At 58.8% G+C, this 20,848-nt stretch carries 20 protein-coding genes and 3 tRNA genes; 19 read left to right on the forward strand and 4 right to left on the reverse strand.

Going from position 1 to position 20,848, the window contains the following annotated elements:
• Positions 1-276 precede the first annotated feature (276 nt).
• Positions 277-831 carry a DUF2242 domain-containing protein gene (locus tag HFRIS_RS17830; RefSeq protein ID WP_006712670.1) on the reverse strand — a complete coding sequence of 185 codons (555 nt, stop codon included), beginning with the start codon at positions 829-831 and terminating at the stop codon, positions 277-279.
• 369 nt (positions 832-1,200) lie between these two features.
• Between HFRIS_RS17830 and HFRIS_RS25855 the strand changes: the two genes are divergently transcribed.
• Entirely contained in the window at positions 1,201-1,344 is a 144-nt protein-coding gene (locus tag HFRIS_RS25855; RefSeq protein WP_233207655.1) for a hypothetical protein, read from the forward strand.
• A gap of 138 nt (positions 1,345-1,482) precedes the next feature.
• Here HFRIS_RS25855 and HFRIS_RS17840 read toward each other — a convergent pair.
• Positions 1,483-1,575 (reverse strand) — tRNA-Leu (locus tag HFRIS_RS17840).
• Between the two features lie 239 nt (positions 1,576-1,814).
• Between HFRIS_RS17840 and HFRIS_RS17845 the strand changes: the two genes are divergently transcribed.
• The 6 genes from HFRIS_RS17845 to HFRIS_RS17870 all read left to right on the forward strand — a co-directional run bounded on the left by HFRIS_RS17845 (position 1,815) and on the right by HFRIS_RS17870 (position 6,465).
• Positions 1,815-2,681 (forward strand): alpha/beta fold hydrolase, encoded by an 867-nt coding sequence (locus tag HFRIS_RS17845; RefSeq protein WP_006712675.1) that lies wholly within the window; start codon positions 1,815-1,817, stop codon positions 2,679-2,681.
• Positions 2,682-2,751: 70 nt separating this feature from the next.
• Positions 2,752-3,102, forward strand: a complete 351-nt coding sequence (locus HFRIS_RS17850; RefSeq protein ID WP_006712677.1) for a RidA family protein — start codon at positions 2,752-2,754, stop codon at positions 3,100-3,102.
• Between the two features lie 6 nt (positions 3,103-3,108).
• Positions 3,109-5,361 carry a RelA/SpoT family protein gene (locus HFRIS_RS17855; RefSeq protein WP_006712679.1) on the forward strand — a complete coding sequence of 751 codons (2,253 nt, stop codon included), beginning with the start codon at positions 3,109-3,111 and terminating at the stop codon, positions 5,359-5,361.
• 124 nt (positions 5,362-5,485) lie between these two features.
• Positions 5,486-5,562: transfer RNA gene (locus HFRIS_RS17860), tRNA-Val, on the forward strand.
• 102 nt (positions 5,563-5,664) lie between these two features.
• Positions 5,665-5,741: transfer RNA gene (locus tag HFRIS_RS17865), tRNA-Val, on the forward strand.
• A gap of 316 nt (positions 5,742-6,057) precedes the next feature.
• Positions 6,058-6,465 carry a response regulator gene (locus HFRIS_RS17870; RefSeq protein WP_006712681.1) on the forward strand — a complete coding sequence of 136 codons (408 nt, stop codon included), beginning with the start codon at positions 6,058-6,060 and terminating at the stop codon, positions 6,463-6,465.
• Between the two features lie 83 nt (positions 6,466-6,548).
• On the opposite strand, the gene HFRIS_RS17875 is transcribed toward HFRIS_RS17870, so the two are convergent.
• Complete coding sequence (locus HFRIS_RS17875) at positions 6,549-6,734, reverse strand: hypothetical protein (protein WP_006712683.1); 186 nt, start codon at positions 6,732-6,734, stop codon at positions 6,549-6,551.
• 372 nt (positions 6,735-7,106) lie between these two features.
• Between HFRIS_RS17875 and thrS the strand changes: the two genes are divergently transcribed.
• The 10 genes from thrS (at position 7,107) to HFRIS_RS17925 (ending at position 17,052) form a co-directional block, all read left to right on the forward strand.
• Entirely contained in the window at positions 7,107-9,014 is a 1,908-nt protein-coding gene (gene thrS, locus HFRIS_RS17880) for a threonine--tRNA ligase (RefSeq protein ID WP_006712685.1), read from the forward strand.
• Between the two features lie 73 nt (positions 9,015-9,087).
• Positions 9,088-9,609, forward strand: a complete 522-nt coding sequence (gene infC / locus HFRIS_RS17885; RefSeq protein ID WP_077237003.1) for a translation initiation factor IF-3 — start codon at positions 9,088-9,090, stop codon at positions 9,607-9,609.
• A gap of 251 nt (positions 9,610-9,860) precedes the next feature.
• The gene (gene rpmI, locus HFRIS_RS17890; RefSeq protein ID WP_006712688.1) at positions 9,861-10,058 is read left to right on the forward strand and encodes a 50S ribosomal protein L35; all 198 of its coding nucleotides are present in this window, start codon (positions 9,861-9,863) and stop codon (positions 10,056-10,058) included.
• Positions 10,059-10,083: 25 nt separating this feature from the next.
• Complete coding sequence (gene rplT / locus HFRIS_RS17895) at positions 10,084-10,446, forward strand: 50S ribosomal protein L20 (RefSeq protein ID WP_006712690.1); 363 nt, start codon at positions 10,084-10,086, stop codon at positions 10,444-10,446.
• A 189-nt stretch (positions 10,447-10,635) separates the two neighbouring features.
• Positions 10,636-11,664, forward strand: coding sequence for a phenylalanine--tRNA ligase subunit alpha (gene pheS / locus HFRIS_RS17900; RefSeq protein WP_006712692.1), 1,029 nt, complete (start codon positions 10,636-10,638; stop codon positions 11,662-11,664).
• Positions 11,665-11,730: 66 nt separating this feature from the next.
• Entirely contained in the window at positions 11,731-14,157 is a 2,427-nt protein-coding gene (gene pheT / locus HFRIS_RS17905; RefSeq protein ID WP_006712694.1) for a phenylalanine--tRNA ligase subunit beta, read from the forward strand.
• Positions 14,158-14,221: 64 nt separating this feature from the next.
• A complete protein-coding gene (locus HFRIS_RS17910; protein ID WP_077237224.1) occupies positions 14,222-14,635 on the forward strand; it encodes an integration host factor subunit alpha in 414 nt (137 codons plus the stop codon).
• Positions 14,636-14,638: 3 nt separating this feature from the next.
• Positions 14,639-15,040, forward strand: a complete 402-nt coding sequence (locus HFRIS_RS17915) for a MerR family transcriptional regulator (RefSeq protein ID WP_006712697.1) — start codon at positions 14,639-14,641, stop codon at positions 15,038-15,040.
• A gap of 178 nt (positions 15,041-15,218) precedes the next feature.
• The gene (locus HFRIS_RS17920) at positions 15,219-15,740 is read left to right on the forward strand and encodes a GNAT family N-acetyltransferase (RefSeq protein ID WP_006712699.1); all 522 of its coding nucleotides are present in this window, start codon (positions 15,219-15,221) and stop codon (positions 15,738-15,740) included.
• A 229-nt stretch (positions 15,741-15,969) separates the two neighbouring features.
• Entirely contained in the window at positions 15,970-17,052 is a 1,083-nt protein-coding gene (locus HFRIS_RS17925; protein ID WP_006712701.1) for a choice-of-anchor A family protein, read from the forward strand.
• Between the two features lie 105 nt (positions 17,053-17,157).
• Here the strand turns inward: HFRIS_RS17925 and HFRIS_RS17930 are convergent, their stop codons facing one another.
• A complete protein-coding gene (locus HFRIS_RS17930) occupies positions 17,158-17,766 on the reverse strand; it encodes a phosphatase PAP2 family protein (protein WP_006712703.1) in 609 nt (202 codons plus the stop codon).
• A gap of 399 nt (positions 17,767-18,165) precedes the next feature.
• Between HFRIS_RS17930 and epsL the strand changes: the two genes are divergently transcribed.
• Positions 18,166-19,401, forward strand: a complete 1,236-nt coding sequence (gene epsL / locus HFRIS_RS17935; RefSeq protein ID WP_006712705.1) for an XrtB/PEP-CTERM-associated polysaccharide biosynthesis outer membrane protein EpsL — start codon at positions 18,166-18,168, stop codon at positions 19,399-19,401.
• A gap of 10 nt (positions 19,402-19,411) precedes the next feature.
• Positions 19,412-20,821 (forward strand): undecaprenyl-phosphate glucose phosphotransferase, encoded by a 1,410-nt coding sequence (locus tag HFRIS_RS17940; RefSeq protein ID WP_006712706.1) that lies wholly within the window; start codon positions 19,412-19,414, stop codon positions 20,819-20,821.
• Positions 20,822-20,848 lie beyond the last annotated feature (27 nt).

Genomic DNA, 20,848 nt, shown 5'->3' on the forward strand with positions numbered 1-20,848 from the left:
ATTTTGCTTGGTTCTCTTCAAACCATCTGAAACCGTTCGGACTGAGTAGGCCCTTTAGGGCCGTATCGAAGGCGCTGCTCAGCTTGTGGTGCGCCTTCGATACGCGGCTACGCCGCTACTCAGGACGAACGGTCAGCGGTGGTGCAAACAAAGTCTGAGCGAGCTTTCGAGCTGGTAACAAGCTTAACTGAACGGCATTACGGCCGAGGCCGCCATTGTCGTATCCGCGATGTGAGCCGTGCGCCGGGCGTGGTGAGCTTAACGCCTGAGTCCGGCCTACTTCTTGGCCGGAGCGGCTTCGTCGTCGACGTCGACCAGCAGATAGCGCTCTGCCGCGCCGAAGAAGCGATCGTAGAAATCGGGCGAGCGGATGGTCTCGCTGGAGACGCGCACCATGGAGTCGTCGCTGGCGGCGAAGGGCATCGACACCGAGCCCAGCACGCTGACCCCGAGGCTGGCCGAACTGTTGCTCTTCTTGATGCCGTAGCCATCCTGGGTAGCGCTGGCAAACATGGTCGAACTCTTGCCGTTGCCATTGGAGGCGCAGACGACGTGAAAAGCGATTTCCATGTGCTTGTCGCTGGCCGGCTGGAAGCTCTTGTTGCCATCCATGGTGTTGTCGGTGGAACGGCTGATGACGTAGCCTTGGCCCAGTAGGGCGCGTCGAGCCGCTTCGCAGACGGCCTTTTCGCTACCGGGGAAGCTGCGCGAGAAGGCGCTGGTATCGCTGAATTCTTCCTGGTGGTAGAAGGCGGTCTTGCCGGTGGAGCAGGCGGTCAGTCCAAGGGCGAGGACCAGGGTGAGCGGGACATAAACACACGGGCGCGACATGCAGCTAATCTCCGGCGACAGAAAATGGTGGCTGAATTGTAAAGGATTCGCCTGACGCAGGGTTTGGGCAGATGGTAAAGATCGGTAACAGAAGGCTTATCGTCGAGTGAGAACAGATGTGAAGAGATTCGCAAGTCCCTTGCGTGAAGGTAAAATCACTTGTGAAATTGCCTGACTGAAAGTATCTTTAGGTGAGTCAAGAAAGTGGCGTTCGGGAGTGGTCTTCCATCGGGACGATCATGAATCTGCGCAGCGAGCTGGGCAAATTCGCATACGGCCTCGTCAAGGATAATGGATAAAAATCAGAAAGCGGAATTGGCGCGCATCCAGAAGGAACTGGTGGATGCACACAATAAGGCTGCGTGGCAGATGGCTGCTACGATCATCAAGGCTTCGCTGGTCAAGAATGGCATGGATCAGCCGCCCACCGCTGCTGAACTGGCCGACCTCAATGCCACCATCACCAATCTGCGCAGCGTGGCCGAGGATGCGCTGGAGTTGCTCAAGCGCTGACCGGTGACCAGGGCAATACAAGCTCGTCCGGCCATGCCGATCACGGGGCATGCCACACCAGGAAAAATTCGTAGCAGGAAATCGATAACTGAAGATGGAAGCGAAGAACCGGCACGACGTGCTGTCATCGCATTCTTCTGGTGCCTGAGGCCGGGGTCGAACCGGCACGCTCCCTTCCGGGTAGGCGGCGGATTTTAAGTCCGCTGTGTCTACCAATTTCACCACTCAGGCATGAGGATGCCGGCGAGGGTCGCCGGAAAAGGGACGCATTATAGCAGCGACTTGCGCAGCTTCATCTGTTTTTTGCTGGGGAAAAGGCAGGATGTCCTGATCATCCTTGCAGCGCGGCGCGCGCTCCGGTTTAGTCCTGTCATGCAGAGCGTTTTAAGTCCATGGGGCAGTCCATTTCCGGGTGATAAATCGGTTCGGGATAGTAGAATGACGACTTCTTTCACCAGAAAGCCGTCATCATGACTGAAGCCGTAGTCAAGACAGTGCAATGCATCTCGCCCGCCGGGCTGCATACCATGGCCTACAAGGAATGGGGCGATGCCCGCAATCCCAATGTGCTGGTGTGTGTGCACGGGGTGACCCGGGTCTCCGACGATTTCGACCGCATGGCCCGTGAGCTCTGCGATACCTATCGCGTGATCTGCCCCGACGTGGTCGGTCGCGGGCGCTCCGGGCGCCTGGCCAATCCGCAGTTCTATACGGTGCCGCAGTACGTCAGCGACATGGTCACCCTGCTGGCGCGGGCCGATGCCGAGATCGTGGACTGGTTCGGCACCTCCATGGGCGGACTGATCGGCATGGCGCTCGCGTCGCTGCCGGGTAATCCCATCCGGCGCCTGGTGCTCAACGATATCGGCCCCTCCATCAATGGCGCGGCGCTGGCGCGCATCGGTGACTACATCGGCCAGGATGTGCGTTTCGACAGCTTCGAGGAAGCTGCGCAGTACATTCGTACCATCTCGGCCAGCTTTGGTCATCACAGTGATGAAGAGTGGCACAAGCTGGCCAGGGACGTGCTGCGCCAGAATGAGGATGGCAAGTGGGTGCGCCATTACGATCTGGCGCTGGCGGTGCCGTTCAAGCTGACCACGCCGGAAGCGGCCAGTGCCGCCGAGCAGATGCTGTGGGCTGCCTATGACGCCATCACCTGCCCGACGCTGCTGGTGCGCGGCGCCCAATCCGACCTGCTGCTGCCCGAAGTGGCGCAGGAGATGACCCGTCGTGGCCCCCAGGCCAGGCTGGTGGAATTCCCCGAGGTCGGTCATGCGCCGACCTTCATGCATGCCCCGCAAATCGAGGTGGCGCGTCAGTTCCTGCTGGATTGAACGTTCAATCCGGTAAATTTTTGTCATGTGCCGGTTGCTGCTGAGCCGGCTTACCTATAAGGAAAATCCCATGCCCATTCAACGCCTGCACGTCGGCAAGCGCCTCTCCGAAGTGGCCATCCACAACGGCACCGTCTACCTGGCCGGCCAGATCGCCGAAGACGCCACCCAGAACATCGAAGGCCAGACCCGTGAAGTCCTGGGTCATATCGACCGCCTGCTGGCCGAAGCCGGCAGCGACAAGACCAAGATCCTGTCGTGCCAGATTTTCCTGTCCGATGTGAAGGATTTTGCTGGCATGAATTCGGTCTGGGACGAATGGGTCGCCCCCGGCAACGCGCCGCCGCGCGCCACCGTCGAAGCCAAGCTGGCCCGTCCTGAACTGCTGGTGGAAATCATCATCGTCGCCGCACAGAAGTAATCGTTTATGGTTTCGGTAGCAAGTACACAGGGCGAAGGCCTGGCGGCGATCACCGCCGGCCTCGCCCCCGAGGATGTGACGCGGGTCGAGCAGGCGCTGGCCGAGCTCGAACCGTTGTATGCCGACAGGCAGATCCTGTCTGGGCAGAACGCCTTGCAATTCGCGGTTTCCGTGGCCACCGTGCTGACGGCGCTCAATGTCGATGCGGCTACGCGTATCGCCGGCCTGGCCTTCGAGGCGCAGATGCTGCATCCGGAGCTGGAAGAAAAGCTGGAAGAGCGCTTCGGCAAGGAGATCGCCGAGCTGGTGGGTAACGTGCGCCAGTTGATGCGCTTCCATAGCCTCAGCTTCCAGCCGCAGAACCAGGAGGTCCTGCGCGGCAAGAACGCCGCCCAGCAGGCGGCTGCCCAGGTGGAAACACTGCGCAAGATGCTCCTGGCCATGGCCACCGACATGCGGGCGGTACTGGTGCGCCTGGCCTCCCGCGTGGCGACCTTGCGCTACTTTGCCGAAACCAAGCAGGAGAACGAGGCCAGTGCCCAGTATGCGCGACAGACCTTCGACCTCTATGCGCCGCTGGCCAACCGCCTGGGCATCTGGCAGCTGAAGTGGGAGCTGGAGGATCTGTCGTTCCGCTTTCTGGAGCCGCAGACCTACAAGCGCATCGCCAAGATGCTGGAAGAAAAGCGCCTGGAGCGCGAGGCCTTCGTGGCCAGTGCCATTGCGCGCCTGCGCTCGGAAATGGCGGCCCAGGACATCCGGGCCGAGGTCAGTGGCCGGCCCAAGCACATCTACAGCATCTGGAACAAGATGCGCGGCAAGTCGATCGACTTTTCCGAGCTCTACGATGTGCGCGCCTTCCGGGTCATCGTCGACGACGTCAAGACCTGCTACGCGGTGCTGGGCATCGTGCACGATATCTGGACCCCGATTCCCGAAGAGTTCGACGACTACATCTCGCGCCCCAAGCAGAACGGCTACCAGTCCCTGCACACGGTGGTATTGGCCGAGGACGGTCGCGCCCTGGAGGTGCAGATCCGCACGCACGAGATGCATCACTTCGCCGAGTACGGCGTGGCGGCGCACTGGCGTTACAAGGAAAGTGGCGGCTCCAATTTCTCGGCGCAGAAATACGACGAGAAGATCGCCTGGTTGCGTCAGCTTCTGGCCTGGAAAAATGAAGTCACCGACGCCGTCGTGGATCAGGAAGAGGTCCGTCGAGACTGGGTGCAAAAGCTCAAGTCGGCCACGCTGGATGAGCGTATCTACGTGCTCACGCCGCAGGCGCGGGTGATCGAGCTGCCAAGCGGCGCCACGCCGATCGACTTCGCCTATCACCTGCACAGCGATGTCGGCCATCGCTGCCGCGGCGCCCGCGTAGATGGGGTGATGGTGCCGTTGAATACGGTGCTCAAGAACGGTCAGACGGTGGAGATCATCACGGCCAAGAGTGGCGCCGGTGTCGGGCCGTCGCGCGACTGGCTGAGTCCCGGTTATGCCGCTAGCTCACGCACCCGGTCCAAGATCCGCGCCTGGTTCAATGCCATCGAGCAGCAGGAAACCCTGTCGGTCGGTCGCGGCCTGCTGGAAAAGACCCTGCAGCGCGAGGGCAAGACGGCTGTCAACCTGGAAGAGCTGGCGCAGAAGCTGGGCTTTGCCAAGGTGGACGACCTGTGCCTGTCGTTGGCCAAGGAAGAGTTCAGCCTGCGTCATGTCGAGCAGGCTTTGCATGAAGGCCAGGACAAGAAGCCCGAGATCGATGACGAGGCGCTGATTACCCGCAAGAGTCGCGCTTCCAGCATCGTGCAGGGTGCCAAGTCCGGCGTGCTGGTGGTCGGCACCGATGGTTTGCTGACGCAACTGGCGCGCTGCTGCAAGCCGGCGCCACCGGATGTGATTGCCGGCTTCGTCACGCGCGGCAAGGGGGTGTCGATCCATCGGGTGAACTGCAAGAATTTCGCCGAGATGGCCTCGCATGCGCCCGAGCGGGTGATCCAGACCACCTGGGGTGCACCGGCGCGGGATACGGTCTATCCGGTCGATATCTTCGTGCTGGCCAGTGATCGTCAGGGTCTGCTGCGCGATATCTCCGATATCTTCCTGCGAGACAAGATCAATGTGATCGGGGTGAGCACGCAAAGCGTGAAGGGACATGCACGCATGGCCTTTACCGCCGAGATCGGTTCAACCGAACAATTGCAGAAAGCCCTGACGGTGATCCGCGATGTGAAGGGTGTGATCGAGGCCAAGCGGCAGTAGCGGGTTCGGGCGGAGCGGGATTGCGCGGGCGAGGAGGGTCAGGAGGTATGGAAATTATTTTAATTTTTCATCATTTACCTCTTGGCAAATTTTGAAAAGCCTCCTATACTCTCGCTTCTTCGTTAGGCGCGTAGCTCAGCTGGTTAGAGCACTACCTTGACATGGTAGGGGTCGTTGGTTCGAGTCCAATCGTGCCTACCAATCTTTCTTCCTTTCTGGGGATGTTGGGTTGGGGCGAAGCCAACTGAAAAGGAGGCGCATTCTTGGCTTCCTTTTTTATTTTCTCATCGGTAATTCTTCGATAGGCGCGTAGCTCAGCTGGTTAGAGCACTACCTTGACATGGTAGGGGTCGTTGGTTCGAGTCCAATCGTGCCTACCAATTCTTCTGTTGCAGTATCGAACGGGTGAGTTGGCGAAGATAAAAACGCAAAAGGAAGCGCATCGGCGGCTTCCTTTTTTGTTTTGTGGCCCCACATTGACATCTCCCATTGTTTCCATCTTTCTTTCCCGTATTGCGGGAGACTTGGGGTATGGCTGTTACGCTGTTTGGGCATAGCAGGGCGGAAGAGGGTGTTTTTACGTGTTTGCGTGACATATGTTTCGCGAAAGCATCTAAAAATGCTTTACACTTGCGTCGAATTTTTTGTGAGTTTGCTCCTCAAACTCATATTCTCTACGGATGAACGAATTTTCCTATGGCAGCAGATGATCAGTATTTCCTCGTGGTTGATGACTTTTCGACGATGCGTCGTATTGTCAGCGGCCTGCTGAAGGAGCTTGAATACACCAAGATGGCGGAGGCTGACGACGGTACGTCCGCCCTGAAAATCCTGGAAGCAGGTGCCATGCCGATCACGTTCGTGTTGACCGACTGGAACATGCCCGGCATGGACGGCCTGACGCTGCTCAAGAAGATTCGCGCCACGCCATCCATGGCGCATCTGCCGGTGCTGATGATCACGGCCGAAGCCAAGAAGGAAAACATTGTCGAGGCCGCTCAGTCGGGAGCCGATGGTTATATCGTCAAGCCCTTCAATGCGGCGACGCTGAAGGACAAGATCGAGAAGATCCTGGCGCGACGCGCCAGCCTGGCCAAGGCCTGAGGCTGGTAGGTGGTCGGTGAGCAAAAAACGGCATCTGCGGATGCCGTTTTTGTTTTTTGGTGCGGAGGATGGAGGGGCGGGATTCAGGCCAGGCCGAAGTAGCGGGCCACATCGCCGCGCGTCCAGGATTTGATGACATCTCCGTCAAGTAGTACGCGGTACTCCTCATGGCGCTCGCCGTTCTCCAGTTCCACGGTGCGACTCTGCAGGGTGTATTCCCGGTTGTTGATCACGGTCTGGTGCTCGGTGTGATTTTTCTGGTCCGACATGATGCTGGCCTCCCTCTATGGACTTGGATGCTAGCACGGTGGCGCCCCTCTGCGTACGCTGCGGCAAGGGTAAGTTGTGTCGATGGTCGAGGGAATTTGCTATAATAGCTAGCTACGGTCGAGGTCACCTGTCAGTGGCGGCCTCCCGAATATCGATTCATTCCAATCTGTAAGAGCGAGAAAGGCAATCCGGTTATGACACCGCGAACTACCACCGAGGTTTTCACGCGACGCTAGTCGGGTTCTTTTTCGTCCTTTGAAAAAGCGCGGCTGGTCCGCGTTTTTTTTCGTCCGTCTTTTCGCCATTTTCCTTGGCGACCCTCTTTTACCCTCAATAGGCAAGGCAGTCACGCTGCCGACATGGAGTGCACAATGGTTTCAGTTCGTCTTCCCGATGGTTCGCAACGCCAGTTCGACAACCCGGTCACGGTGGCGCAGGTCGCCGCCAACATCGGCACCGGTCTGGCCAAGGCAGCCCTGGCTGGCCGCGTCGATGGCAAGCTGGTCGATACTTCCTACCTGATCGACAAGGATGCCGAGCTGGCCATCATCACCGACAAGGATCCCGATGGCCTGGAGGTGATCCGGCACTCCACCGCCCACTTGCTGGCATACGCGGTCAAGGAGTTGTTCCCGGACGCCCAGGTCACCATCGGCCCGGTCATCGACAACGGTTTCTACTACGACTTCTCGTACAAGCGCCCCTTCACTCCGGAAGACCTGCAGGCCATCGAAAAGAAGATGGCGGAGCTGGCCAAGAAGGATGAGCCGGTGACCCGCAAGGTGTTGCCGCGCGACGAGGCAGTGGCCTATTTCAAGTCCATCGGCGAAGCCTACAAGGCCGAGATCATCGCTTCCATTCCGCAGAACGAGGATGTCTCGCTCTACACCGAGGGTAGCTTCACCGACCTGTGCCGTGGTCCGCACGTGCCTTCCACCGGCAAGCTCAAGGTATTCAAGCTGATGAAGCTGGCCGGTGCCTACTGGCGCGGGGACTCCAACAACGAGATGCTGCAGCGGGTCTATGGCACCGCCTGGGCCAAGAAGGAAGACCAGGAGGCCTACCTGCACATGCTGGAAGAGGCGGAAAAGCGCGATCACCGCAAGCTGGGCCGTGCGCTGGACCTGTTCCACTTCCAGGATGAGGCGCCGGGCCTGATCTTCTGGCATCCCAAGGGCTGGACCATCTGGCAGCAGGTCGAGCAATACATGCGTCGCGTCTACCAGGACAACGGCTATCAGGAAGTGAAGGCGCCGCAGATCCTGGATCGCTCGCTGTGGGAAAAGACTGGTCACTGGGAAAACTATCGTGAAAACATGTTCACGACCGAGTCGGAAAACCGAGCCTACGCGCTCAAGCCGATGAACTGCCCGGGCCACATCCAGATCTTCAACTCCGGTCTGCACAGCTATCGCGACCTGCCGCTGCGCTACGGCGAATTCGGCCAGTGCCATCGCAACGAGCCCTCGGGCGCGCTGCACGGGATGATGCGCGTGCGCGGCTTCACCCAGGACGATGGTCACATCTTCTGTACCGAAGACCAGATCCAGGAGGAAGTGGCTGCCTTCAACCGCGTGGTGCGCGAAGTCTACGATTGCTTCGGTTTCAAGGAAGTGGCGGTGAAGCTTGCCCTGCGCCCGGAAAAGCGCATTGGTGCCGAGGAAGTCTGGGACAAGGCCGAGAACGCCCTGCGCGAAGCCATCCGTGCCTCCGGTTCGGAGTGGGAAGAGCTGCCGGGTGAGGGCGCTTTCTATGGTCCCAAGATCGAATACCACCTGAAGGACTCCATCGGTCGCTCCTGGCAATGCGGCACCATGCAGGTGGACTTCTCCATGCCGGCCCGCCTGGGCGCCGAGTATGTCACTGAAGACAACAACCGCAAGGTGCCAGTGATGTTGCACCGGGCCATCGTCGGTTCGCTGGAGCGTTTCATCGCCATCCTGATCGAAAACCACGCCGGCGCAATGCCTTTGTGGCTGGCGCCAACACAAGTTGTCATCCTGAATATTTCCGACGCGCAAGCGGATTATGTGCAAAACGTTGCACAAACGCTGAAAAAACAAGGGTTTAGGGTCGAGACCGATTTGCGCAACGAAAAGATTACCTATAAAATACGGCAGCATTCTATTCAGAAGCCGCCCTATATCCTGGTTGTCGGCGATAAGGAACGGGATGCAAACACTGTGGCCGTGCGTGCGCGGGGCAATGTCGATCTGGGCGTCATGTCCATCGACACCTTGGTGGAGCGCCTCAAGGATGAGGTTGCCGCCAAAGCCTGAGTCGGGGAAGCCTAGGGCTTCCTCCCAGCGCAAGAGCACGGCTTAATTTATTGGATTTTAAAAGGAAACTGCAATAGCTACTGACAAGTCGCATCGCCTCAACCGCGAGATCACTGCGCCGGAAGTACGCCTTTCGGGTGTTGAAAACGAGCCTCTGGGCATCGTCAGCCTGGCTGAAGCCTTACGTCTTTCCGAAGAGGCCGAAGTCGATCTGGTCGAGATTGCGCCGACCGCGCAACCTCCCGTCTGCCGCCTGATGGACTACGGCAAGTTCAAGTACCAGGAGCAGAAGAAGGCGCATGAGGCCAAGCTCAAGCAGAAGGTCATCCAGGTCAAGGAAGTCAAGTTCCGCCCGGGTACCGATGATGGCGATTACAACATCAAGCTGCGCAACCTCACCAAGTTCCTGGAAGACGGTGACAAGACCAAGATCACCCTGCGTTTCCGCGGTCGTGAAATGGCTCACCAGGAAATCGGCATGCGTGTGCTGGAGCGTCTGAAGGCAGACCTGGAACCTTACGGCCAGGTCGAGCAGTTTCCCAAGATGGAAGGCCGCCAGATGATCATGGTGCTGGCGCCGAAGAAAAAGAAGTAAATCTTTTTCTGTTGTTCAGTTTCAAGCAGTTAGCCGTATCAGGACGACATCTCTCCGGTGTCGTCCATGCCGCGAAAGCCGCGGCAGCGTAGGGCCGACAAAGGATTTGCAGGGCGCAGGCGACTGCGCCGGGCAAAAGCAGCGGGATTACCCGCTGTCAAATAAGTGAGAGCAGGCATCAAAGAGCAGCGAGTATTTGCTGCCACCTGCAATCATCAAAAAATGGAGCTGTCCGGAAGGACAGAGTTGCTATGCCTAAGATGAAATCGAAGAGCAGCGCGAAGAAACGTTTTCGCGTGCGCCCGGGCGGTACCGTCAAGCGCGGTCAAGCCTTCAAGCGTCACATCCTGACCAAGAAGACCACCAAGAACAAGCGTCAACTGCGCGGTACCGAGGGCGTCCATGAGACGAACCTGAATTCCGTTCGCGCAATGCTGCCGTTCGCTTAACCTCACCATACACTAAGGAGCTACTATGCCTAGAGTCAAACGTGGGGTAACAGCACGTGCCCGCCACAAGAAAGTCCTCGCACTCGCCAAGGGTTACCGCGGCCGTCGCAAAAACGTCTACCGTATCGCCAAGCAAGCAGTCATGCGCGCTGGTCAGTACGCGTACCGTGACCGTCGTAACAAGAAGCGCGTGTTCCGCGCACTGTGGATCGCCCGTATCAACGCCGCTGCGCGTTCGCACGGCGTGACCTACAGCGTGTTCATGAACGGCCTGAAGAAGGCTGCGATCGAACTGGATCGTAAGGTCCTGGCCGATATGGCTGTCACCGACAAGGCTGCATTTGCTGCCATCGTCAACCAGGTGAAGGCCAACATCGCTGCCGCCTAAATCGACAGCGCATGTGCGGTAGCCGGCCGCAACATCCACGACGCAAGTCAGACGAGCAGCCGGCGCTGCAAAATCCTGCGGGGCAGAGGTGTCACACCGATGCCCCGTATGTTTTTGATCCACGGTTTCGTGGATTTTTTTCCTTTTCGACTTCGTCGTCGGATTTTCGATTGGAGCGAGACTTACCGCATGAATCCCCTAGACCAACTCCTGGGCCAACTGGTCACGCAGGCGCAGGCTGATTTCGCCGCCGCGCCGGACGCCGCCGCACTGGAAAACGCCAAGGCCAAGTACCTCGGCAAGACCGGCCAGATCACCGAGCAGATGAAGGGGCTGGGCAAGCTGGCGCCGGAAGAGCGCAAGGTACAAGGGGCGATCATCAACGTCGCCAAGGAACAGATCGAAAACGCACTGACCGCACGCCGCGATGCTCTGGCCAATGCCCAGATGCAGGCGCGCCTGAATGCGGAAGCCATCGACGTCACCCTGCCTGGTCGTGGTCGCGGCGTGGGTGGTATCCATCCGGTGATGCGCTCCTGGCAGCGCGTCGAGGAAATCTTCCGTTCCATCGGCTTCGATGTCGCCGACGGTCCCGAGATCGAGACCGACTGGACCAATTTCACCGCATTGAACAGCCCCGAAAATCACCCGGCGCGCTCGATGCAGGACACCTTCTACATCGAAGGTCACGATACCCAGGGCAAGCCCCTGCTGCTGCGTACCCACACCAGCCCGATGCAGGTGCGCTACGCCCGCATGAACAAGCCGCCCATCAAGGTCATTGCCCCGGGCCGCACCTACCGCGTGGACAGCGATGCCACGCACTCGCCGATGTTCCACCAGGTCGAAGGCCTGTGGATCGCCGAGGACATCAGCTTCGCCGACTTGAAGGGCGTCTACCTCAACTTCGTCAAGGCCTTCTTCGAGACCGACGACCTGCAGGTGCGCTTCCGTCCTTCCTATTTCCCTTTTACCGAACCCTCGGCCGAGATCGACATCGCCTTCGGCAGCGGCCCCCTCAAGGGGCGCTGGCTGGAAGTCTCCGGTGCCGGCCAGGTGCATCCCACCGTGGTGCGCAACATGGGGCTGGACCCCGAGCAGTACATCGGTTTCGCGTTCGGCTCCGGCCTTGAGCGCCTGACCATGCTGCGCTATGGCATCAATGACCTGCGCCTGTTCTACGAAGGCGACCTGCGCTTCCTGAAGCAATTCAATTAATCCGATCAAGAAGGGCGCCGCGCCATGTCGCGACGCGCCTCTGGCTGATAGCTGAAAGTCTGAATCATGCAATTCTCTGAAAACTGGCTGCGTACCATGGTCAATCCGACCATGACCTCGGATGAACTGTCGCATCTGCTGACCATGTCCGGCCTGGAAGTCGAGGAAGTCGAACCGGTCGCGCCCCCCTTCACCAATGTGGTGGTGGGTGAAGTGCTGGAAGTGACCAAGCACCCGGATGCGGATCGCCTGAACGTATGCCGCGTCAACGTGCACACCGGCACCATCCTCAACATCGTCTGCGGCGCGCCCAACGTGCGTGCCGGCCTGAAGGTTCCTTGCGCGATGGTAGGCGCGGTGCTGCCCCCGGGCGCCGATGGCAAGCCCTTCGAAATCAAGGTCGGCAAGCTGCGCGGTGTGGAATCGCAGGGCATGCTGTGTTCCGCGCGCGAACTGAAACTGTCGGAAGATCACGGCGGCCTGCTGGAACTGCCGGACGATGCACCGGTGGGTCAGAATTTCCGCGACTACCTGCAATTGAACGATCTGAAGTTCACCATCAAGCTCACCCCCAACAAGGCGGACTGCCTGTCGGTGCTGGGCGTGGCGCGTGAAGTGTCGGCCCTGACCGGAACCCCCCTGAAGGCGCCGGTATATCAGGCGGCGACGGTCAATCTCGACGAGAAACTGCCCGTGCGCATTTCCGCGCCTGAGTTGTGCGGCCGTTTCGCCGGCCGCGTCATCCGTGGCCTCAATGCCAAGGCAGTCACGCCGCAATGGATGAAGCAGCGCCTGGAGCGCAGCGGTCAGCGCTCAATTTCTGCACTGGTGGATATCTCCAACTACGTGATGCTGGAGCTGGGTCGTCCCTCGCACGTGTTCGACCTGGACAAGATCCATGGCGGCCTGGATGTGCGCTGGGGGCGCAAGGGCGAATCGCTCAAGCTCCTCAACGGCAATACCGTGGAAGTCGATGAGTGGGTGGGCGTGATCTCCGACGACAAGGAAATCGAATCCCTGGCCGGTATCATGGGCGGCGACGCCACTGCAGTCTCGCTGGAGACCAGCAACATCTACCTGGAAGCCGCCTTCTGGTTCCCGCAGGCGATCCAGGGCCGAGCACGTCGCTACAACTTCTCCACCGATGCGGCGCATCGCTTCGAACGTGGTGTCGACTTCGCCACCGTGGTCGATCACATCGAACGCATTACTGCGTTGCTGCTGGAAATCTGCGGCACCAGCGACACCCGCGTCGGCCCCATCGACGACCAGATCGTCAACCTGCCCAAGCGTGAGCCGGTCACGCTGCGCACTGCGCGTGCAGCCAAGGTGATCGGCGTGGAGATCACCGATGAGATGGTCTCGGACATCTTCAAGCGCCTGGGCCTGTCCTTCGACTATCAGCCTGGCCTGTTCTCGGTCACGCCGCCGTCCTATCGCTTCGACATCGAGATCGAGGAAGACCTGATCGAGGAAGTCGCGCGCGTCTACGGCTTCGAGAACATCCCGGCGCTGCCGCCGGTGGCCGCCAATGCCATGCGCATCGCGCCCGAGAACACCCGCTCGCTGTTCGCCATCCGGCGTCTGCTGGCGGACCAGGACTACCAGGAAGTGGTCAATTTCAGCTTCGTCGATAGCGCCTGGGAAGCAGACTTCGGCGGCAACGCCGATCCGATCAAGCTGCTCAATCCCATCGCCAGCCAGATGAGCGTCATGCGCTCTTCGCTGATCGCCGGGCTGGTGGCCAACGCACGCTACAACGTCAACCGCAAGGCGTCGCGCATCCGCGTCTTCGAAGCCGGTGCGATCTTCCGCAAGAATGCCGATATCGCCGATGGCCCGCTGTCAGTGGCCGGTTTCGAGCAGCCCAAGCGCGTGGCCGCGCTGGCCTACGGCCCGGTGGCCGAGGAACAATGGGACCAGTCCAGCCGCAACGTCGATTACTTCGACGTCAAGGCCGATCTGGAAGCCTTGTTCGCACCGCGCACCCTGCGTTTCGTGAAGGCAGAACATCCGGCGTTGCACCCGGGTCGTACCGCCCATGTGCTGCTGGGCGAGCAGGTCATCGGCGTGATCGGCGAACTGCATCCGAAGTGGCAGCAGAAGTACGAGCTGCCGTTGGCGCCGGTGGTCTTCGAAGTCGATGCCGATGCGCTGCAGCAGCGTGACCTGCCGGTCTACACCGAGATTTCCAAATTCCCGGCCGTCAGCCGTGACATCGCACTGGTGGTCAAGCAGTCGATTGGCGCCCAGCAATTGCTCGATGTTTTCGCTGCCGAGAAAGAGGCCAACCCCGCATGCGCCATCTTGCAAGCCCTTGTTTTATTTGATGAATATCAAGGCAAGGGTCTGGAAAGCGACGAAAAAAGTCTTGCGTTCCGCTGCACCTTGCAAGATACTCAAAACACCCTTCAGGATGACAAGGTCGACCTTGCCGTGAGTGCGCTGGTGGCCGCTGCGGGCAGCAGGCTTGGCGCCAGGTTGCGTGCCTGACGTGATGTCCGAGAGCGAAAATAATTACAGACCGGAATCGGTTGAGGCCCAGTCATTCATCGCCATGAACAACGTGAATTCGAACGAATTTCAATCCGTGCTGGACGCCGACCTGCATCGTGCCGTGATGGAATCGCAGGCACGCTCGCAGGCCGATAAGAACCTGCCGACGCTGACCAAGGCCGAGCTGGCCGAACTTTTGTTCGAGCAGGTTGGTCTGAACAAGCGCGAAGCCAAGGACATGGTGGAAACCTTCTTCGACGAGATCCGCAACGCGCTTGAGCGTGGTGAGGCCGTCAAGCTTTCCGGCTTCGGTAATTTCCAGCTGCGCGACAAGCCGCAACGGCCTGGCCGCAATCCCAAGACAGGCGAGGAAATCCCGATCACGGCGCGCCGCGTCGTGACCTTCCATGCCAGCCAGAAATTGAAGGAAATGGTGGAACTCTCCAGCGGTAGCACCGTTGAAATGTCCGTCTAATCTATGAACGATCGTGTCAACAAGCCGGCAGCCATCGTGCTGCCGCCCATCCCGGCCAAGCGTTATTTCACGATAGGTGAGGTCAGCGAGCTGTGTGGCGTCAAGCCGCACGTGTTGCGCTATTGGGAGCAAGAATTTACCCAGTTGAAGCCGGTGAAGCGACGTGGCAACCGTCGTTATTACCAGCATCATGAAGTGCTGCTGATCCGTCGTATCCGTGAACTGCTCTACGAGCAGGGCTTCACCATCAGTGGCGCCCGCAACAAGCTCGATGGTACCCATGAGGTCGAACAACCGGAAGAGCCGCAACCGCCCGCCATCAGTCTGGACGAGGCCGCCATCGACAGCCTGCGTGCCGAGCTGCAGGCGGTTCTGGAGACGCTCAAGCCGGGTGCGGCAGCCTGATGGGCTGATGGGCGACGCTATTCGTATCGGGGCGTCCTGCCCCCGGCAATAGCCTTATCCCCGTTCCGACTGACATTGCAATTCGACGCGCCGCACGCTGGTCCTTATGGACCCCCGTGCGGCGCGTTTCCTTTCAGGCCCGCCATCGCGAGGATGCCGATGGCAAGGGAGATCAATCATGACCCATTACCAATGGCGTGCGATGAAGGTGGACGACTTGTCGCATGTGATGGAGATCGCAGCGCTGGTTCACGCCGGTTACTATGAGGCCCGCGAAGTCTTTGCCGAACGACTGGCCTTGTTTCCGCAAGGCTGCCGCATCGCCGCCCACATGACGCCAGCCGGTACCGAGGAAGTCATCGGTTATGCCTTCATGCATCCGACCCGCCATGGTCAACCTCCCGCCTTGAACCGCTTGCTGCTGGAGCTCGAAGAGCGGGCGGACTGCCTGCATCTGCATGACGTCGCCTTGTTGCCGCAAGCCCGGGGTTCGGGGCTGGGGCGCGCATTGGTGGAGGAAATCTGCCAGCTTGGTCGCGCCATTGGTCTGCAGCGCGCCACATTGGTGGCCGTCCATGATTCCGGAGTCTACTGGCGCAATGCCGGATTCGAGAGCGATGATCAGGCCCATCTGCAAAGCTCCGATGCAATCTCCAGCTATGGAGTTGGCGCTCGCTACATGTCCAGAACCTTGCGTTGACCACTCCGCTTCCATACGGTGGGAAACTTGATTATTGTCAATGTGGCAAAATTTTCACAAGGACGCGATACTTCATCTTCCTACTTGATCAAGTGACAACTAAACCCTTAGAATTGATAAAAAATTTACAACTATTTGTGTGAATTTACGCGGTGTTGGCCGCGATCAATTATTGCCTGTGCCAGTTGGGAGATCTGACCGGGCGTCACTTCATTGAATCGGGGGTTTCATGCTTGTCCGTTCCAAGTCGGTCCTGGCCACGTTTGCCATCGCGCCGTTGCTGTCGCTCGGTCTGTCCGAAGCCGCCCAGGCGGCCACGACGTCGCTGACTGGCGCCGAAGCGCTTCAGCAATTCAACCTGGTCGTGCTCGGTAGTGCCACGTCCAATTCCCACGTCGATGGTCGTGCCTGGATCGGCGGCTCGCTCACCGGTGGCGATTACGTGCAGCATGTCGGCGACACTCCGGCCTCCAACTATGCGGGCCTGACGGTCATGGGTACCGCGACCAACGTACACGTCAACGGCCTGGGCTCGACTATCGGCGGCTCGCTGGTCAATTCCACGGTCAACACCGGCTCCAGCTACATCGGCGGCTCCGTCTCCAATAGCAATCTGAACGGCCCGGCCTATGTGGTCGGCGGCAGCACCGGCAGCAATTTCAATGGCGGCCATCTGTCCGCGCCGTCCTCGCTGATGCAGACCAACTTCGATGCAGCGGGCTCCACCAATTTCGGTAGCACCCTCGGCGCGCTGTCCAACACCCTCAAGAGTGCAGTCGCCAACAGCACGGTTTCGCTCAGCGGCAACAAGGCGACCTTCAATGCCGTTGCCAATGCCAAGGGTGTGGCCGTCTTCAACCTGGATAACACGACCAGCGCCTCGGTGTTCTCGGCTGGCGAATTCTCTTTCGCCGCCAATGGCGCCAGCACCATCATCATCAATTCGAGCGTGAGTTCGGCAGTGATCGGTGCCAACTTCCTGGGCGGGCAAGCACAGTCGCTGGGCAAGTCCATCGTCTGGAATTTCTATAACGCCAGCAGCCTCACCATCAACAACCAGTTTGGCGGCTCCATCCTGGCCACGCATGCCAGCCTGACCAATAACCAGAACATCGAGGGTGGTGTCTTCGTCAACAGCCTGACCCAGAATGGCGAACTGCACCTGCAGTCCTTCACTGGCAACCTGGCAGCCGTGGCTCCGGTCCCGGAGCCTGAGCAATATCTGATGATGCTGTCCGGCCTGGTCATCGTCATTGGCGTGGCAGCGCTGCGTCGCAGGAATGTCCCGATGCCGGCGGCACTGGCTGCCTGAGGCCGCAGTCACCTAGCAGATAGACGTGATGCGCAAGACATGCCGTTCAGCGGATTGCTGAACGGCATTTTTCATGGTGAAGGGCAGGGCGCCGGCAGTGCCGGCTTACAACGGTTCGTGACGGAAATAGACCTCCGGCCGCCCCGACAGATTCTTGGCCAGTTCCTGCAGGAAGCTCTGTGTGGGCGCCGGTTTGTCGAAGCCGGTCATCAGCAGCGCAGCCGCCAGGCCCAGTGGCAGCAAGAGATGGCGCCAGGGAGGGGGGGCGCGATGCAGCGACAGGCTGAACGCCCAGGCCGCGCCGGCGCCAAGCAGCAGGCCCAGCAGCACCTCGGATTCGGAGTGCACCTTGATCATCAGGCGTGAGACGCCGATCGCAGTCACCGCCAGTGCCGTCAATGCGAGCACCAGCGAGCGGCGAGGGCGGCTGCAACCTTGTGTCAGCACCAGCGCAATGGACAGATAGAGTGCACTGGAGGAGGCGGTATGGCCGCTGAAGCCAGTGAAATTGAGCATGGGAGGGGCGATGTCCCACCCCATGAACAACAGCTTGCTGACGACGACGATGAACATTGCCGTGCCGAAACAGACCAGCCACGCCAGCATCGGACGCCACATCCTGTTCAGGCCCAGCCAGAGTGCAAGGATGCAGGCAGCCGGGATGGTAATGGCGCTGTCGCCGAAGAAGGTAATGGTATGCCAGGAGAGATTCATGGAAGACAAGGAGGTTTGCAAGGCAGTGCGGAGAGGATCTTATCCGCTAGAAGGGGGCTGCGAAAGCGCTGGGACGCTTGATAGGAGATAAACGTTCAGTTTTTGTTGCGTCGCGATATAAATAGTTTATGTTTTTTCTTGCGATAGTTATTAAAACTGAAATATCCCGTTTGTCCTACAAAGGCATCCGTCATTGTCTGATTGTCCCGATTCTAGGGGTGCGTATCCTTACCGCATTGTTTTCTGGAGGGCAATCTTCAGCACAAATTTTTGCCTAAATATCAAAAATGATGCATGATTGACTCTAAATTTTTTCGTGTTGCGATGCAGCAATTCGGATGCCAAATATTGCCATTGTTTTAAAAGTAAAACTAAAAAAAGAAAGGGCGCTGATTCGTGATGCCACGGCAGTTTCGCAATAGCAGCAAGCGCAAGACCCGGGTGCAAGTATGTGCGCTGCTGGTGTCCGTGACCTGCCCTTTGGCCTACGCGGCAGACCCCGGTCAGGTGGTTGTTCCGTATGTGCAGTACACCTATTTGCATGACGATAACCTGTTGCGGTTGAGTAGTCCGGAAGCGGCCCAAGCAGCGCTCGGCTCGTCCAAATTGTCGGACAACGTGCAGAGCCGGCTGGCCGGGATTCGTATCGACAAGAATCTCAGTCGCCAACACATCTATCTGGATGCGAGTGCGACCAAGAACACGTTTGATTATTTCAGGCAGTTCGACAACGACGCGCGTGATCTGAAAGCAGACTGGGGTTGGGCCCTCGGAGAGCGTTTCTCGGGCAACGTCGGTTACGTGTATTCGCGTTCGTTGACACCTTTCCAGAACTACCGGGTGCTGGATCTGAACATCCGCACGATGAGTACGAAATACGCGAACTTGGCATGGCAATTGCATCCCGATTGGACGTTGCGGGTCCAGGCATCGCGGTTTGGCTTGGCGTATGACCTGAGTACCCAGAAGGCAAACAGTTTTACCCAGAACCTGGCTGAAGTCGGACTGGACTACAACCCTGCCAGCGGCAGCATAGCAGGGGTGCAGGTACGTAAGACCACGGGCAATTATCCGTATGACTCCGTGGTCAGTACCGGGACGATCAATAACTCGTTCAGCCAGGAAGACTACAAGGCCAAAATTGTCTGGCTTTACAGCGGCAAGACCAAACTTCAGTTTCTGGGTGGTATCACCCAGCGTGAGCGAAATTCAGCCGCTGATGCCGGTTATCGTGGATTCAACGCTCGCCTGATTGCAGACTGGGCGGCCACTGGCAAGACCAGTTTCAAGGCCAATCTCTGGCGTGAGATCGGTGGCGTGAACGATGTGGATGCGAATTTCGCGCTGACCAATGGCGTCAGCGTGGCGACGACCTATTTGCCCACGGCCAAATTGCGCGTGGATGGTTTGATCGATTATGAAAAGCGTAATTATAACGGTGCCTCAATCGTGACTGGTGTGACACCCACGAATCGGCGGGACAACTATGAGAAGGCGAGCCTGAGTCTGACTTATTCGCCGACCACGTCCTTGTCGTTGATGTTGTCCATCTATCGAGAAAACCTGCAGTCGAACATCAATACCTTCAGCTACCTCTCCAACGGCATTTCCCTGACTTCGCGCTATGAATTCTGAGGCCCCCAAAATGAGTGACCTGCATGATGGCCTGCCGTTGGTCAACGTCAAGCCTAATACCATCACCATGGTATTCAAGCGCTTTGTCGAGCCTGCGCTGATCGTGGCCTACCTGTGGGTTCTGGTCCGCCTGCATGGTCACACCTTTACTGGCGACTACTGGGTGCTGGCCATCATGGCCTTTTTCCTCTCGTCTTATTTCTTCACCGAATTACATCAGCGTCGCTTGCGCCGCAATCCTAAAGGCCCCTCCGCGCTGGCGCCGGTGCTGGACTGGATGGCAGTGGCTGCGGTGCTGGTCCTAGTGGCCTATATCTGCGAGTTCTACCAAAGCTTCTCGATGCGTGCGATCTTCTTCTGGGTGGTCAGCACGCCCATCGGTCTGATCATTTCGCAGCATGTGCAATCACGCGTCCTGCGCGACCTGCATACCAAGGGCGAGGTACGCAAGGCCATCATCATTGGTGTCAATCCGGCTGCGCTGAAGCTGGCAGACCGCATGGAGAAGTATCCCTCCCTGATGATCAAGCTCATGGGCTTCTTCGATGACCGCGAGTTGAATCGCCAGCCGGCCGGTACCTATACCCCTCTGCATGGCAAGATGTCTGATGTTGCTGCCTATGTCCGCCAGCACAACATCAACATGGTCTACATCAGCATGCCGATCTCCGCCCAGCCGCGCGTGCTGCAGATGATCGACGAATTGCAGGACACAACCGCATCGATCTATTTCATCCCGGACATCTACATCTTCAACCTGATCCAGGCCCGCTTCGACTATGTGGGCGGGATGGCGGTGATGGCGATCTGCGAAACACCCTTTACCGGAACCAACAATCTGGTCAAGCGCGTGAGCGACGTGATTCTGGCCTCCGCCATTCTGCTGATGTTGTTGCCAGTGATGATGGTCATTGCCATCTGCGTCAAGCTCACCTCGCCGGGGCCGGTCATCTTCAAGCAGCGCCGTTACGGCCTGGATGGCGAAGAAATCGTGGTCTACAAATTCCGCTCCATGACGGTGATGGAAGACGGCGGCAAGGTCACGCAAGCCACCAAAGGGGATATGCGACTGACCAAGATCGGCGGCTTCCTGCGCTCCAGCTCCCTTGATGAATTGCCCCAGTTCTTCAACGTCCTGCAGGGTCGTATGAGCATCGTCGGACCGCGTCCACATGCGGTGGCCCACAACGAGCTGTATCGCAAGCAGATCAAGGGCTACATGCTGCGCCACAAGGTCAAGCCGGGCATCACGGGCTGGGCCCAGGTCAATGGCCTGCGCGGCGAGACCGAAACACTGGACAAGATGAAAGCCCGTATCGAGTTCGATCTGGAGTATCTGCGTCGCTGGTCGCTGGTATTCGATCTGTGGATCATCTTCCAGACCGTACGCATGGTAGTGAAGCGCGACAACGCCTATTGATGGGCGATGCTTCTTAACCGGCGAGTG

Origin of the sequence: Herbaspirillum frisingense GSF30, assembly GCF_000300975.2 — a bacterium.
Lineage (GTDB): Bacteria > Pseudomonadota > Gammaproteobacteria > Burkholderiales > Burkholderiaceae_D > Herbaspirillum > Herbaspirillum frisingense.